We start from the raw sequence: 14,191 nt of genomic DNA on the forward strand, positions 1-14,191 counted from the left end.
GGCGCCCGGCCCGACCGGGCGCCCGGCCCGGGTCGGTGGGGTTGGGGCGGGGATGGGTGGGAACGGGGCGAACGGCCGGGTTCGCGGGGTGTCGAGCGGCTCCGAGGCGGCCGGTTCCCGCCGCCGGGCCGGCGTGACGAGCCGGGTGTTCCCGTTCACATGCGAGCCCCGCGCCGTCGGCGCAGGTGCGGCTTGGCACCGGCGCACCCGGCGGGGCCGGTCCGCGCGGCGCGATCCCGGCGATGCCGCCGGCCCGTGTCCTAGCCCGGCGGCGGGGCGACGCTCTCCCGGGTGATCAACGTCGGTGCGACGGTCTGCCGCAACGTGCGGTCGGTGCCGGACTCGATCTGCGTCAGGAGCAGGGCGAGGCTCGCCTCGGCCACGGCGTCGAAGTCGGGGCGCACGGTGGTCAGCGGCGGAATGAAGTACGCCGCCTCCGGTACGTCGTCGAAGCCGACCACGCTGACCTCCTGCGGCACCCGCCGGCCGTGCTCGTGCAGGGCTCGCAGCACGCCCAGCGCGAGATGGTCGTTGGCGGTGAAGACGGCCGTCACGCCCGGCATCCGGGCCAGCATCTGCCCGCTGCGGTACCCGGACGCGGCGGACCAGTCCGCCTGCAGCACCGGGGGCACCTCGGCCCCGGCCGACCGCAACGCCGCACGCCATCCCTCGATCCGGCCGGCGCTGTCGAACCAGTCACCCGGCCCCGAGACGTGCCAGACCGTCCGGTGCCCCGCGTCGAGCAGGTGCCGGGTGGCCAGCCGGGCCCCCTCCACCTGGTCGACCGTCACCAGCGGCACCGGCCGCCCGGGATCGCCGTCGACGGTCACCAGCGGGACGTCGGTGGGCAGGCACTCCAACGCCTCCCCGGCGGACTCCACCGGCGCGATCACCACGATGCCGGCCACCCGGTGCGCCAGGTGCCGCTCCACGGCCTCGACGATGGACCGGCGGTCCAGACTGCGGACGCTGCCCACACTGACCGCGAACCCCGCGTCCGCCGCCGCCAGCTCGAACGCGGACAGCAGCGAGGCCGGACCGTAGAGGGTGGTGTTCAGCGCCACCACGCCCATGACCTGCGAGCGGCCGGTGACCAGCGCGCGGGCCGCGCCGTTCGGACGGTACCCCAGCTCGGTGATCGCCGCCCGCACCCGGATCCGGGTCTGCTCGCGGACGTTCGGGTGCCCGTTGAGGACCCGGGACACGGTCTGGTGCGACACCCCGGCGAGGCGGGCCACGTCCCTCATCGCGGGACCGCGCGCGGTCATCCCACCCCCACCTCTCGTCCGTCACCGCGATCCGTTGACGACGGCGGCCGGGGCCGACCCGTCCGAGCGGGTCGTGGGGCCGGGGACGGTCGTCGTGGGACAACGCTAGATCAGCGAGAGTCTACGCCGACGGCCGTGCCGGATGGCACGGCCGAATGCCGCGTACGGTCAGTGACGTTCGTCATCACCGAGCGCAGGGCGGCTGTGGTGGGGGTGGCGCGGGAGGGCTCTGTCGGTTTCTTTCCCTTCGTGGAGCGGCTGTGGTGGCGCCGGGGCGTCGGCGTCGCGCTCGTCCGTCCGGGCAGGTGGCGGGCCTGCCGAGGTGCGGACCGACCCCGGCGCTGGCGGGCCGGGCCCCTGGTCTATCGATCGGACCGGATGTTACAGAAACAAGTCGTACCCGACAAGGACAGGTTTCCGCGCCGCCCACCCCGCCGGCCGGTGCGGCGCGTGTCACCGCCTCGCGGGGGGCGCGGTGCTCTCGCGCACCACGAGGGTCGTCGCCATCTCGATCCGGGGCTGGCTGAGGCTCCCGTTCGCGGCCAGCGCCAGGACCATCCGGGCGGCCATGGCGCCCATCTCCACCAACGGCTGCCGGACCGTCGTCATCGCCGGACCGCACCAGCGGGCCCCGGGCAGGTCGTCGAAGCCGACGACGCTGAGCTCCTCGGGGATGCGCCGGCCGGTCAGTCGGGCCGCCTCGTAGACCCCCAGCGCCTGCAGGTCGTTGCCGCACAGCACCGCCGTCGGCGGCTCGGCCAGGCGCAGCAGCTCCTGCCCCAGGTGCAGACCGTCCTCGAAGGAGAACCAGGCCCCGGTCCGCACCAGCCTCGGGTCCAACCCGGTCCCGGCCGCGTCGAGGGCCGCCCGGGCCCCGTCCAGGCGGGCCTTGGCGCACAGGCGTTCGGTCGGCCCGCTGATCACGGCGATCCGCTGGTGACCCAGGTCGAGCAGGTGCCGCGCGGCCTCGAACGCGCCGCTCCAGTTGGTCGACGCCACCGAGGGGACGGTGTGCAGGGGTGGCTCCCCGGTCGGGTCCAGCGCCACCAACGGGATCCCGCTGGCGCCGAGCAGGGCGTGTTGTTCGGGGGTGAAGCCCAGGTGCACCACGATCACCCCCGTCGGCCGTCGGGCCAGCAGGTGACGGGCCCAGTACCGCCCCTCCGACACCTGCTGGCGGGCGTCGGTGAAGCCGACCGCCAGCCGGTGCGCGCCCGCGATCTGCTCCACCCCGTGCAGCAGCGCCACCGCCAGGTTGCTCTGCATCCCGTAGAAGACGACCTCCAGGGTGGCGCTCGGGGCGACCGTCTCCGGCCGGCGGTAGCCGTGCTCGCGCAGCAGCGCCTCCACCCGGGCCCGGGTCTGCGCCGCCACCCCCAGGCGGCCGTTGAGCACCTTCGACACCGTCGGCGCCGACACCTCGGCCAGGCGGGCGATCGTGGTCAGCGTGGTCTCCCGCCGCCGCCGGGCCCGCATCGGCGCCTCCACCGGGTCCGGCGCCGCGCCCAGGGCCGTCGCCGGACCCGCGGGAGGCGCTGATCCCGGTGGCGGCACTGACCCCGCCGGCGGTGCCGGGACCGGGGGTGGCGCCGCCGGGCCGGCGGTCGGCTTCGGGGCCGGCGGCCCGTCCGGCGGGACGTCGACCGGCCACCGCGACGGCACCGGCCGGTTGCCAGCCACCGCGTCGAGCAGCCGGGCCCGGACCGCCTCGGCCTCCTCGGTCGCCCGGGGCCCCGCCGGCACCGTCTCGGTGAGGTAGCGCCGGCGCCGTGACACCGGGTCGATCCCGGCGTACACCCGTACCCGCAGCGAACCGCTGGGCAGCCGCTCGATCTCGCCGCGCGCCCGACGGCCGGCCCTGGAGCCAATCGACATGGAGCCAACCTATGCGGGCAACTGCTCCACGTACAGCTCCACGATGGCTCCACGGGGCGGCCGGGCGGGCGGTCGCCGCGACACGTCGGCCAGCGACCGGTGACCGGCCCGGTTATCCCGGCCCATCGACGCTGGTCAGCGCCGTGCGCCCGCCGGCCCGGTCGCCTCCGCGCACCTGCCGGTGGGGCGGGACCCCTTGCCGACGGGGCCGGATTGTCGATACCGTCGCGCCGTCGCGGTAACGGGAAGCCGGTGTGGAACCGGCGCGGCCCTCGCCACTGTGACCGGGGAGCACGCTCCGACTTGCATGCCACTGGGTCCTTCCGGGCCTGGGAAGGCCGGAGTACGCGACGATCCGGAAGCCAGGAGACCGACCCCGACGGTGTGATCTCGTCCACGAGGTGTTGGAAGGGGAGGTCTCCTCATGCACATCGCTGAGGGCTACCTACCACCGGTGCAGGCCGCGGCGTGGTTCGCGGTCTCGACACCGTTCGTCGTCCACGGGGCGCGCAGCCTGGTCCACGAGGTCCGGGCGAACCCGGAGGCCAAGCTGCTGCTCGGCGCGTCGGGGGCGTTCGCCTTCGTCCTGTCGGCCCTGAAGATCCCGTCGGTCACCGGCTCCTGCTCGCACCCCACCGGGGTCGGGCTCGGGGCGATCCTGTTCCGGGCGCCGGTGATGAGCGTGCTCGGCACGATCGTGCTGCTGTTCCAGGCGCTGCTGCTGGCCCACGGCGGGCTGAGCACGCTCGGCGCCAACGTCTTCTCGATGGCCGTCGTCGGCCCGTGGGTGGCGTACGGCGTGTACCGGCTCGGCCGGCGACTCGGCGGCGGCCTCGGGGTCTCGGTCTTCTTCGCCGCGGCCCTGGCGGACCTGGCCACCTACTGCGTGACCAGTGCCCAACTGGCGCTGGCCTTCCCGGACCCCGACTCCGGCTTCGTCGGGGCGCTGGCCAAGTTCGGGTCGATCTTCGCCCTCACGCAGATCCCGCTGGCCGTCAGCGAGGGCCTGCTCACCGTGCTGGTGATCCGCCTGCTGACCCGGGTCAGTCCGGACGACCTGCGCCGGCTCGGCATCCTGCGCCGGCCGGCACCGACCCCAGGAGCGGTGGCATGAAGCGCTTCACGCGGACGAACCTGATCCTGCTGCTGGTCGTGGTGGCGCTCGCCGTGGCCCCGCTCGTGCTCGGACTCGGCCGTGGCGAGGAGCCGTTCGCCGGCGCCGACGCCCTGGCCGAGGAGGCGATCGTGGCGAGCCACCCGGACTACGAGCCCTGGTTCTCCTCGCTCTACGAACCGCCCTCGGGGGAGATCGAGTCGGCGCTGTTCGCGCTCCAGGCGGCCCTGGGCGCGGGCTTCCTCGGCTACTACTTCGGCGTCGCCCGGACCCGGCAGCGCCTGCGGGGCACGCCGGAACCGGGCACGACACCCGTCGACTAGTGCTCGCTCTCGACGCGGCGGCGTACGCCGGCCCGTGGCGGTACCGGCACCCCGGGGAGAAGGCCCTGCTCGCCGTCGGGTTGCTCGGCTGCGCCCTGCTGCTGCCGGCCTGGCCCGGCGGCGCGCTGACCGGGCTGACGGCGGCGGCGGTGCTGCTCGGGCCGGCGGGGCTGCCACCCCGGGTGCTGCTGCGGGCGGTCCGGGCACCGCTGCTGTTCATCGGCACCGGCTGCCTGCCGATGCTGGTGGCGGTCTCCGGGCCGGGCAGCGTGCGGTGGGCACCGGAGGGCCTGGCCACCGCCGCCGCCACCGCCGGCCGGGCCGGGGCCGCGCTGCTGTGCCTGCTGCTCTTCGCCGCCACCACCCCGCTGGCCGACGTGCTGCCCCGGCTGCACCGACTCGGTGTCCCCGTGGCGGTCACCGAGGTCGCCGCCCTGATCTACCGGATGCTCTTCCTGCTGCTCGACAGTGCCCGCGCGGTCCGCCAGGCACAGGCGGCGCGGCTGGGCTACCGCACCTGGGCCGCCGCGCACCGGTCGCTGGCCGGTCAGGCCGGGGCGGTCTTCGTCCGCGCCTTCGACCGGGCGCGCCGGATGGAGGAGGGACTGGCGCTGCGCGGGTACACCGGTTCGCTGGCGGTGGTGACCGAGGCCCGCCGCCCGTCGGCGGCATTCGTGGCCGGCACCGTGCTGCTCCTCGCCGGCGTGGTGCTGGCCGCCCACCTGCTCCCCACCGCCACGGCGCTGCTGACCGACCTGCCACCGGTGGCCGACCGGTGAGCCCGCCACTGGTCGAGCTGCGGTCGGTGGGGTTCGGCTACGAGCCTGACCGGCCGGTGCTCACCGGGGTCGACCTGGCCGTACCGGCCGGCCGCCGATGTGCGGTGCTGGGCCCCAACGGGGGCGGCAAGACGACGCTGTTCCGCCTGATGGTCGGTGCCCTCGCCGCCGGCGACGGTACGGTGCTCGTCGACGGGGCGCCGCTGCGCCGCACCCGCTCCGGGCTGCTGGCGCTGCGGCAACGGGTGCAACTGGTCCTCCAGGACCCGGACGACCAGCTCTTTGCCGCCACCGTGTTCCAGGACGTGTCGTTCGGGCCGGTGAACCTCGGTCTGCCCGAGCCGGAGGTCCGGCGGCGCTGCGCCGAGGCCCTCGACGCCCTGGAGATCACCGACCTCGCCGACCGCCCGACGCACCTGCTGTCGTACGGGCAGCGCAAGCGGGTGGCCATCGCCGGGGCGGTGGCGCTGCGCCCGGCCCTGCTGATCCTCGACGAGCCGACCGCCGGCCTGGACCCGTACGGGGTCGAGGCGCTGCTGCGTACCCTCGACGGCCTGCACGCGCGCGGCACCACCCTGATGCTCGCCACCCACGACGTCGACCTGGCCTACCGGTGGGCCGACGAGTTGGTGCTGGTGGCCTCGGGCCGGGTCAGCCCCGGGGTGCCCGGTACGGCGTTGGCCGGCGGCGACCTGCTGGCCGGCGCGCGGTTGACCCCGGCCTGGGCGCCGTTGGTGCACCGGCTGCTGGACCGCACCCCCGGGCTGGCCGGTGCCCGGCCGCGCTCACCCGACGAACTGGCCCGGCTGCTCGCCGGCCCCGGGGACGACCGACCGGCCAGGTGAGCCCGCCCGCGCCGCCGTGGCCCGCCCCGCCGCCTGGGGTCAGCGGCTGGCGGCCGTCCGTTTCCGGCCGCGACCACGGGCCCCGGCCGGTTTCCGGGGCGGCGGCCCGGCCGGGGGCAACTGCCGTTCCAACTCGTCGATGATGGCGTGCAACTGGGCCAGTTGCTCGCGGACCGAGGGCTCGGACGGCTCGTCGTGCGGGGGCGGCCGGCCGATCCGCGCGGCGGCGGCCCGCTCGTCCTGGTGCGCCTCCTGCAACGCGGTGAGGACCAGCCCGACGAGCAGGTTGGTGAGCAGGTAGCAGGCGGCGACCATGTACGACACGTAGTACAGCACCGCCCAGTCGCTGACCTCGCGGCCGGCCTGGAGCGTGTCGGTGATGCCGTCCAGGGAGAGCAGCAGGAACAGGGTCAGCATCGCCTGTCCGACCGTGCCGTACCGCTCCGGGTAGGCGGTGCCGAACAGCATCCAGCCGAGCATCGCGTACCCGTACAGCAGCAGGCCGGTGACCAGCAGGAAGCTGCCGAGCCCGGGGAGGCTGCGGCGGATGCCCACCAGGATCACCCGCAGACTGGGGAAGAGCCGGAACGCGCGGACGATCCGGGCCAGGCGCAACAGGCGCAGGATCGTCACGTTCTCCCGGATGCCGGGCAGCAGCGGCGCGGTGATGATCACCAGATCGAACACGTTCCAGGGATCCCGGAAGAACCCGAGCGGAGCACGCAGGTGAGCCCCGAAGCGGATGAGCAGCTCCAGCACGAAGCAGGCCAGGCAGGCGTACTCGACGGCCCGCAGGGCGGGGCCGACGGCGGTGACCACGCCACCGTAGGTCTCCAGCCCGAGCGCCACCGCGTTGGTGACGACCACGACGAAGCTGGCGAGGTTGAACCAGGGGGCGCCGACCAGCGCCGCGCACGCCTCGGCCAACCGGTGCAGCGGGGCCCGGGAAGGGTTCGTCATGGTTCTCCTCGACCGGCTCTAACCGGACGGCAGCCTATGGCATGTCCCTGACGGGACCGCGCGCCGGACCAACCACAAAGGACCTGTGCTGGTCGGCGGGGAGAAGGACCATTCCGTGAGCTTGTTGCACACCACTGGCAGGTGCGCAACGATGGCGGTATCGGCGGGTGTCGCCCCGCCGTCGACCGGCACAGGGTCGGCTGGAAGCGGCCACCCCGGCAGCGCGATGATCCGAAGCACCGCCGGGGTGGCCCGTCCACGCCGTGCCCGCTGGTGGCCGGGCGTGCCGGTTCGCCCTCGGCCCCGCCCGAAGAAGGCGAAACCCACCGGATCGGCCGACCGGATGCGCGATGGTGGGGTCCGGCGGCGCGACCCTCGCCCGCCCCTGTCCGGCGACGGCGCGGCCCGCTGTCGACCTGCCCCGTTCGCCGGACCGGCCAGCCGAACGTCAGCGGGAGCGCGGGTGGTGGCGTCGACGAAGGAGGTGGTCCAGTGGATCGGAAGTCTCCTGGACCTGGCCGGGGTGCTGGTCATCGCCGTGGGCGTGGCCGTCGCCACGGTGGCCTTCCTGCTCCGCTACCGACGGACCCGCAACCTGGACGAGGCGTACCCGCCGTACCGGCAGGGGGTGGGGCGGGCGATCCTGCTCGGCCTGGAACTCCTCGTCGGTGGTGACATCATCCGGTCGGTGGCGGTCGAGCCGACCTTCCAGAGCGTCGGGGTGCTGGCGCTGATCGTGGTGGTCCGGACCTTCCTCAGCTTCTCCCTGGAGGTGGAGTTGGAGGGCCGCCTGCCCTGGCAGCCGAAACGGACCATCCCGACCGTGGCGAGTGGATCCGGCCGGACCTGAATCCTGGTCCGGCACCTGGTCGGGTCAGGGGTCGGCCACCGGGCCACCCGCGTCCCCCTGACCGGCCCCGGGTGGTCACCGTGCGGCCTGCCAGGCGGCGGGGCAGGGCACGGGCACGGGCTCGGTCAGCCGGGGGTGCCGGGCCGGCCTGCTGCTGCGGCGGCCACCGCCCGGTGGTCGATCCGCCGCGCCGTGTCGAGTTGGGGGGCCAGTGGCCGGTGCGGAGCCAGGCGGCTGGCCTCGACACCCACCAGGTGCTGAAGCGTGCCCTCCGCGACCGTGGCCGGGCTGCCCGGCCGGGCCGGCGGGTCCGGCAGGAGCAGCATCCGCCGGCCGATCGCCGCGGCGTACGCGGGAACGGACCCATGGTCGCCGACGACGTGGTCGGCGGCGACGACGAGGCTGCGCCAGTCCACGGTCGGGTCGGGCAGGAGCAGGCCGGCCGCCAGGCAGTCCCGCAGCCAGGCAGTCCCGCAGCCAGGCGCGGACCTGCCGGTGTCCGTGGGCGTCCCACACGGCCGGGTGCAGCAGCGCGGCCACGCGGAACCGGCGGGCGGGCAGGTCCGCCAGCGCCGTGGGCAGGAGATCCGGATGACGCCCGAAGAGGCCGTCCCGGCCCCAGGTGGAACTGACCACGACGAGACGCTGGTCGTCGTCGACGTCCAGGGCGTGCCGGTAGGCCCGCCGCCGGGACAGGCTCGCGACGAGCCGGTCGAGACAGGGGTCCCCGACCACCACGGCGGCGTCGAGCGCCGGTGGACACTGGCGGCGGAGCACGTCGAGTTCGTGGTCGTGGGCGAGGGCGAGGGCGGTGGCGAGGACCCGGCCGTCGTGGAGCAGTCGCTGGGCGTCGAGGCCGTAGACGGGCGGGTCCGCGCCGGGCGGGAGCCCGTCCGGCACGGAGCGGACCGGCTTGGCGTGACCGGCGCCGTGCGCCATCACCAGCAGGGGCGCGCGCAGGTGCCGCAGGCCCCCGTGGGCGGCGGCGACAGCGAGGTCGAACCGTTCCCGGACGGCCTGCTGCCAGGGCAGCACCAGCGCGTCCAGCCGCTCCAGGTAGCCGGCCACCCGGTGGTTGAAGACGTCCGGGCCGACCGTGAACACCACCTGGATCCGGGTGTCGCCCTCGATCAGCCCGATGACGTCCAGCAGTCGTTGGCAGCTCACCATGGAGTGCGCCACGGCCAGCACGGTGCGGCGTACCGGTCGGGAGATCCAACGCTCGGCGTCGATGCCGATCGGGGCCTTCGCCCACGTGGAAATGGTCACGTCCGCTCTTGGCCGGCGGTCAGCCGGGGTCGGCGCGGTCGGCGGTGGGCGTCGGTCGGGGGCCGAGCCGCCCGATGTCGTACCCGTGCGGGTAGGTGCGGGTCCGGATGCCGTCGGCGAACAGCGGCGTACGCCGGGGCCGGCCGCACCAGCGCAGCAGGCGGGCCCGCCCGCGCAGGGCCAGGTGCAGCCCGAGCCGGACCGGCCGGGCCGGCTCGGTGACCCGGGTGGCCCGGCGCAGCGGCGCGTCGTACATGGCGCTGACCAGCGCGTCGCCCAGTGGGGCGAGGAGGCGGGGCAACCGGGTACGCATCAGCGCCCGGGTGGCCCGCTCGATGGTCGCCGCGTCGTCGTTGGGCCGCAGGCGGGCGGCGTCGTACCGGTCGAACCAGGACGCGAACTCGGCGTACGAGGCGGGAAGGTCGGTGACCCCCATCCGCCGGCCCAGCTCACGGTAGAAGGCGTGGGTGGCCCGCCGTTCGTGACAGCAGGGCCGGCGCCAGCCGTACCGGTCCAGCCAGCGGGTCGGGACCACCACCAGGCAGCCGAGCACGTACCGGTGGTCGTCGGCGTCGATGTCGTGACGGCGGTGGATCTGGTTGACCCGGCGCAGAGCCGCCCGGCCCCGGGGGTGCTCGAAGCCGTGCAGCACCATCTCGTACATCAGCAGGCCGGTGTCGTCGATGCGCTGCTGGGTCCGTTCGGTCAGCTCACCGGTCCCGACGTGCACCCGGGCGATCTCCGGCACCGAGAAGGACCGGTTGAAGGCGAGGTTCAGCCCCAGCTTCATGTCCCAGGGGAACTCCAGCCGCAGCATCGTCTGGTAGATGGCCAGGTGGTCCCGCTCGGGGTCGAGGCTGCGGATCCGGGTCAGGTTCGCGTACCGGCCCCTCATCGCGGCTGGCCCCCCACCGGCGGGCGCGCCTCGGCCCCGGTGGCCGCCACCGTCCGGGCCACCACCGGGCAGTGCGCGTACGCGTCGGTGACCAGCCCCAGCCAGGCGACCTCCCCGGCGTAGCCGCCCGCCGGCCGGTGCAGATCGTCGGCGGGCTGGGGGTCGTCGGCGAGGGTGCCGCTGCGGTACCGGCGCAGCGCACAGGCCAGTTGCGCGGCCTCGACGGCGGCCCGCCGGTCGTCGCCGTACAGCCCGGCGGCGGCGGCGAGGCGCTCGGCGACCCCGGTGACACCCGCGTCCAGGTACGGGCGCAGGGCCAGCCGGCCGTCGCGGATCTCGGCCACCCGGCGGGTCAGCGCGTAGTCGATGTCCCGCAGGGCGGTGAAGGGCCGGCGCAGGCTGTCGTCGAGTTCGAGTTGGGGCAGGGCGTCGATGAGGTCGTGCCAGAGGGGGCCGAGCCGCCGGTAGGCGCGCAGGTCGGCGCAGCGCCGGGTGACGGTGACCAGGGGACCCCAGGCCGGCATGGTCAGGCCGGAGAGCATCAGCAGGGCGGCGATGGTGACCAGGACGGCGGCGATCTCCTCCTCCCCGTCGGGCCGCCGCCCGGACCAGTGGGCGACCAGGTAGCCGATCTTGTTGGCGCTGTACAGCAGGGCGAAGACCGCGCCGACGGCGGTGACCCGCAGCCCGCGCCGCAGCCAGGGCCGCCCGCAGAGCCGGGCGAAGCGCCAGCACAGCCGGGTGATGTCCACGCAGTACGCGAGGAAGCCCATCGCCATGAAGATCAGCAGGTACGCGGTGACGACGGGGTCGGTGGCGTACTCGACGGTGAGCCGGACCGGGGTGTCGTAGGTCAGGGTGTACCCGAACAGGGCGACCATGACGGCGAAGGTGCCGCCGGTGATCCAGATCCACCGTCGGGCGCGGGCCGCCGCCCGCTCGGCCGGCAGCGCGAGGTGCAGCAGCATGGTCTCCGCGCCGGCCGCGATGGTCAGCGCGCAGCCGTGCGAGACGACCTTGGCCAGGTTGGGCAGCCCGGTGGCCTGGTCGATCGCGGCGGCCAGCGGCGGGACGGCCAGGGTGATCCCGGCGGCGAAGGCGCCGAAGGCGACGCAGATCGCGCGGCGGGCCTGGCTGGGCCGGCGCCGCTGCAGGCGCAGCATGTACCCGAAGGCGAGCCAGCCGGTGACGGCGCACAGGGCGTAGAGGACGACGTCCACCGGCTCACCGGTCCGGGTGTTCCAGCGACTGCCGCAGCCGGCCGTACAGCTCGGCCTGGTGCTGCTCCAGCGGCGACTCGGGCACCTCGCCGTGGGCGTCGCGGATGCGGCGCAGCAGCAGCGAGCCGATCATCTCGGCCTCCCGTTCCGCGTCGGCGTCGTAGTTGCTGCGGCCGAGGAACCGCCGCACCAGTTGCGGGTCGAGGTCGGGCAGGAGCAGCCGGGAGGCGTCCGGGTCGAGCAGGGCGGTGGCCCGGTGCCCGGCGAGCAGGTGCCCGACCTCGTGCCCGATGATCAGGATCTGGTGCAGCGGCGAGGTGTCCTGTTCGTAGAAGATCGCGTCGAAGTCGCCGGTGGGCACCCACATGCCGCACACCGTGTGCATTGGCAGGCTGATCGGGACCAGCCGCAGCGGGCGACCGCGCCGCGCGCCGAGCACGCGGCACAGCTCGTGGATGTCGAACGGTTCGGGGACCCGCAGGTCGGCGAGGAGCCGTTCACAGTGCTTGCGAAGTCGGTGCAGTTTCACGTCTGCGCACTCCCGCCCGTCGGCCTGCTGCCACTGCAGGATCAGCACCACTGGTCGCGTCCACCGTCGGCCGGGCCCGTCGGACCGGGGTCGCCCTGGTCGGCGACGGCCCGTAACCGGGCGACCATCTGTTCCACGAGCTGCGTGTCGGTGGGGGAGAGCCCGGCGTCGGTGAGCACCTGACGCAGCGCCACCTGCCGGACGTCCATCCGACGCAGCTCGGTGAGCAGGGCGATCTGCTCCTCGACCCGGCGGGCCGCGGCGTCGTCCACGAAGTACCCCGAGTGGACACCGAACGCCCTGGCCAGGGCCAGGATGTGGGACATCCGGGGATCCCGGGCCACCCCCCGGCGCAGCTCGCCGACGTACGCGGCGCTGATGGTGACACCGGTCTCCGCCGCGACCGTGTTTATCTTGTCGGCGATCTCCCTGTTGGTGTAGCAGCGTCCCGGTTCCTCCGCCTCGCCGAGTTCCTCGGGGGTGGGTCGGATCTTCTCGAACAGGTACTCGAGCCGGGCCGCGAGCGTGTCGAGTGGGGGCAGTCGGTGGTCCCCGTGCTGTCCATCGTGCATGACTGTCGTCCCTCCGCGGCGTGAACGACAGTGTCGCAGGTGTCGGTGCCCGCGAAACAGGTGTTGACACCGCCACCGACGGCGCGCGTATGCTCGCGTTGCCTAAGCAACACGTGTTGAGCGATTTCGGTTCCTGCTCAACGCCTGTTGTGCAGGTGGGGGGGCCGAGCTGGTGGGCCCGACCATCCGAACGGGACCAACGGTGGGGGAAGGGTCCGTCCCGAGTTCGGGGCGCAACGGGGGGATCAGATCCGTGAGCCCTCGTTGCTGGCGTGCTCGGCCCGCCAGCGGGAGTGGTCCACCGTGGCCAGCCCGTCGGGGGGAGGGGCCGAGCGACGTCGCCGGGCCGCCGGAGAGGGCCCCATCCTCTCCGATCGGTCCGGCGACGGCCGTCGCCCGGCGCGGTCGGTCAGGCCGACGTGATCGCGGGTCGCGCCGTACCGGTCGGGGCGCGGCCGGGATGCGGGTGGAGCACGAAGACCCCGGGGGTGACCCGCTCCATCGCGCCCTCCCGCCCGATTACCAGGCCCGAGGCGAAGTCGACGAACGACAGGGCGTCGTCGGGGGCCAGCCCGGTCAGGTCCAGCACCACCGCGAACCCCTCGCAGAAGTAGTGCCCGATGTCGATCGCCTCGTCGTAGCTCCTCGGACGCAGCGTCTTGATCATCTGGCCCGGTCTCCCTCCGCGACGCCGTGCGGGGCCGGTGCGGCCCGCCCCCAGCTTCCCACGGAAGGCTCTCGGTTCCCCTCGCGCAGGGCCGGGCGTGGCCCGCGTGCCGTGCCGGTGGGAACCCGGCTTGACGCGCCTCAAGAAGGTTAGGCTAGCCTAACCGCATGTCCAACGGTGAAGCGCCGCTCCATCCTGCCGTGGGCCTGCGGGGGCGGGATCTGCGGCTGGGTTACCACGGGTCGACCGTGGTGCACGACGCCGCGATCACGCTGCGGCCCAGCCGGGTGACGGCCCTGGTCGGCCCGAACGGCAGCGGCAAGTCGACGCTGCTGCGGGCGCTGGCCCGACTGCACCCGGTGGACCACGGCGAGGTGCTCCTCGGTGACGGCTCCGCCGCCGCCGGGCTGCCCGCCCGGGAGTTCGCCCGGCGGGTCACCCTGCTGGCGCAGAGCCGCCCCGTCCCCAGCGGCGTGACCGTACGGGACGTGGTCGGCTACGGCCGCCACCCGTACCGGGGTCGCTGGCGCGCCACCGACCCCGACGGCCCGGAGATGATCGCCCGGGCGATGGCGGTGACCGGGGTGACCACGATGGCCGACCGGCCGGTCGACGAGCTCTCCGGCGGCGAACTCCAGCGGGTCTGGCTGGCCACCTGCCTGGCCCAGGACACGCCGGTGCTGCTGCTCGACGAGCCCACCACCTTCCTCGACCTGCGGTACCAGGTGGAACTGCTCGACCTGATGCGGGACCTCGCCGACGAGCACGCCGTGGCCGTCGGTGTCGTCCTGCACGACCTCAACCAGGCCGCGTCCGTCGCCGACGAGGTGGTCCTGCTGCACGGCGGGCGGGTCCGGGCCGCCGGCACCCCGCAGGAGGTCTTCACCGAGCCGGCGCTCACCGAGACGTACGGCATCCGGATCGAGGTGATCGCCGACCCGACCAGCGGGCTGGTGTCCACCCGACCCGTGGGGCGGCACCGGCTGCCCCGTGTCCCCGCCTGAACCGACCCATCCTGTTGACCA

The 14,191-nt window shown here is 74.5% G+C and carries 15 protein-coding genes and 1 riboswitch; of the genes, 6 read left to right on the plus strand and 9 right to left on the minus strand.

The genetic code is table 11. The annotated features are described in order from the left end of the window. Positions 1-260: 260 nt before the first annotated feature. Positions 261-1,268 (minus strand): LacI family DNA-binding transcriptional regulator, encoded by a 1,008-nt coding sequence (locus AWW66_RS22050; protein WP_067369736.1) that lies wholly within the window; start codon positions 1,266-1,268, stop codon positions 261-263. A gap of 453 nt (positions 1,269-1,721) precedes the next feature. Beyond that, positions 1,722-3,143 (minus strand): LacI family DNA-binding transcriptional regulator, encoded by a 1,422-nt coding sequence (locus AWW66_RS36085; protein WP_281179617.1) that lies wholly within the window; start codon positions 3,141-3,143, stop codon positions 1,722-1,724. Between the two features lie 219 nt (positions 3,144-3,362). Continuing rightward, positions 3,363-3,536: riboswitch (cobalamin riboswitch) on the plus strand. Between the two features lie 31 nt (positions 3,537-3,567). Between AWW66_RS36085 and AWW66_RS22060 the strand changes: the two genes are divergently transcribed. Genes AWW66_RS22060 through AWW66_RS22075 form a run of 4 tightly spaced genes read left to right on the plus strand, consistent with a single transcriptional unit; the run spans position 3,568 to position 6,204 of the window. Further along, entirely contained in the window at positions 3,568-4,257 is a 690-nt protein-coding gene (locus AWW66_RS22060) for an energy-coupling factor ABC transporter permease (protein ID WP_067369739.1), read from the plus strand. Further along, positions 4,254-4,580, plus strand: coding sequence for an energy-coupling factor ABC transporter substrate-binding protein (locus AWW66_RS22065; protein WP_067369742.1), 327 nt, complete (start codon positions 4,254-4,256; stop codon positions 4,578-4,580). Before AWW66_RS22060 ends, AWW66_RS22065 begins: the two co-directional genes overlap by 4 nt. After that, the gene (cbiQ, locus tag AWW66_RS22070; RefSeq protein ID WP_067369744.1) at positions 4,580-5,359 is read left to right on the plus strand and encodes a cobalt ECF transporter T component CbiQ; all 780 of its coding nucleotides are present in this window, start codon (positions 4,580-4,582) and stop codon (positions 5,357-5,359) included. Before AWW66_RS22065 ends, cbiQ begins: the two co-directional genes overlap by 1 nt. After that, positions 5,356-6,204, plus strand: coding sequence for an energy-coupling factor ABC transporter ATP-binding protein (locus tag AWW66_RS22075; protein ID WP_067369747.1), 849 nt, complete (start codon positions 5,356-5,358; stop codon positions 6,202-6,204). The genes cbiQ and AWW66_RS22075 overlap by 4 nt, the downstream gene beginning before the upstream one ends. Positions 6,205-6,243: 39 nt before the next feature. Here the strand turns inward: AWW66_RS22075 and AWW66_RS22080 are convergent, their stop codons facing one another. Further along, positions 6,244-7,164, minus strand: coding sequence for an ion transporter (locus AWW66_RS22080; protein ID WP_067369750.1), 921 nt, complete (start codon positions 7,162-7,164; stop codon positions 6,244-6,246). A gap of 463 nt (positions 7,165-7,627) precedes the next feature. Between AWW66_RS22080 and AWW66_RS22085 the strand changes: the two genes are divergently transcribed. Further along, positions 7,628-8,014 carry a DUF1622 domain-containing protein gene (locus AWW66_RS22085; protein ID WP_245648415.1) on the plus strand — a complete coding sequence of 129 codons (387 nt, stop codon included), beginning with the start codon at positions 7,628-7,630 and terminating at the stop codon, positions 8,012-8,014. Between the two features lie 75 nt (positions 8,015-8,089). On the opposite strand, the gene AWW66_RS22090 is transcribed toward AWW66_RS22085, so the two are convergent. From AWW66_RS22090 to AWW66_RS22115, 6 genes are all read right to left on the minus strand, one after another. After that, a complete protein-coding gene (locus AWW66_RS22090; protein ID WP_067369753.1) occupies positions 8,090-9,283 on the minus strand; it encodes a hypothetical protein in 1,194 nt (397 codons plus the stop codon). A gap of 19 nt (positions 9,284-9,302) precedes the next feature. After that, a complete protein-coding gene (locus AWW66_RS22095) occupies positions 9,303-10,178 on the minus strand; it encodes an oxygenase MpaB family protein (RefSeq protein WP_067369755.1) in 876 nt (291 codons plus the stop codon). Continuing rightward, positions 10,175-11,398 (minus strand): MAB_1171c family putative transporter, encoded by a 1,224-nt coding sequence (locus tag AWW66_RS22100; RefSeq protein WP_067369758.1) that lies wholly within the window; start codon positions 11,396-11,398, stop codon positions 10,175-10,177. Before AWW66_RS22100 ends, AWW66_RS22095 begins: the two co-directional genes overlap by 4 nt. Before the next feature lie 4 nt (positions 11,399-11,402). Beyond that, entirely contained in the window at positions 11,403-11,978 is a 576-nt protein-coding gene (locus AWW66_RS35565) for a hypothetical protein (protein ID WP_342671933.1), read from the minus strand. Continuing rightward, the gene (locus tag AWW66_RS22110; RefSeq protein ID WP_067369761.1) at positions 11,969-12,499 is read right to left on the minus strand and encodes a hypothetical protein; all 531 of its coding nucleotides are present in this window, start codon (positions 12,497-12,499) and stop codon (positions 11,969-11,971) included. The genes AWW66_RS35565 and AWW66_RS22110 overlap by 10 nt, the downstream gene beginning before the upstream one ends. A gap of 409 nt (positions 12,500-12,908) precedes the next feature. Next, positions 12,909-13,166 (minus strand): cell division protein SepF, encoded by a 258-nt coding sequence (locus AWW66_RS22115; RefSeq protein ID WP_067369764.1) that lies wholly within the window; start codon positions 13,164-13,166, stop codon positions 12,909-12,911. A gap of 167 nt (positions 13,167-13,333) precedes the next feature. Here AWW66_RS22115 and AWW66_RS22120 point away from each other — a divergent pair, with 167 nt between their 5' ends. After that, complete coding sequence (locus AWW66_RS22120; protein ID WP_067369767.1) at positions 13,334-14,170, plus strand: ABC transporter ATP-binding protein; 837 nt, start codon at positions 13,334-13,336, stop codon at positions 14,168-14,170. Positions 14,171-14,191: the final 21 nt, after the last annotated feature.

The sequence above is a fragment of the Micromonospora rosaria genome (genome assembly GCF_001567585.1).
GTDB classification, from domain to species: Bacteria; Actinomycetota; Actinomycetes; order Mycobacteriales; family Micromonosporaceae; genus Micromonospora; species Micromonospora rosaria.

Coding starts and splice junctions, on each gene's coding strand:
- AWW66_RS22065 (WP_067369742.1), top strand. CDS start 4,254: ATGAAGCGCTTCACGCGGACGAACCTGATCCTGCTGCTGGTCGTGGTG.
- AWW66_RS22060 (WP_067369739.1), top strand. CDS start 3,568: ATGCACATCGCTGAGGGCTACCTACCACCGGTGCAGGCCGCGGCGTGG.
- AWW66_RS22120 (WP_067369767.1), top strand. CDS start 13,334: ATGTCCAACGGTGAAGCGCCGCTCCATCCTGCCGTGGGCCTGCGGGGG.
- AWW66_RS22110 (WP_067369761.1), bottom strand. CDS start 12,499: ATGCACGATGGACAGCACGGGGACCACCGACTGCCCCCACTCGACACG.
- AWW66_RS22095 (WP_067369755.1), bottom strand. CDS start 10,178: ATGAGGGGCCGGTACGCGAACCTGACCCGGATCCGCAGCCTCGACCCC.
- AWW66_RS36085 (WP_281179617.1), bottom strand. CDS start 3,143: ATGTCGATTGGCTCCAGGGCCGGCCGTCGGGCGCGCGGCGAGATCGAG.
- AWW66_RS22115 (WP_067369764.1), bottom strand. CDS start 13,166: ATGATCAAGACGCTGCGTCCGAGGAGCTACGACGAGGCGATCGACATC.
- AWW66_RS22080 (WP_067369750.1), bottom strand. CDS start 7,164: ATGACGAACCCTTCCCGGGCCCCGCTGCACCGGTTGGCCGAGGCGTGC.
- AWW66_RS22050 (WP_067369736.1), bottom strand. CDS start 1,268: ATGACCGCGCGCGGTCCCGCGATGAGGGACGTGGCCCGCCTCGCCGGG.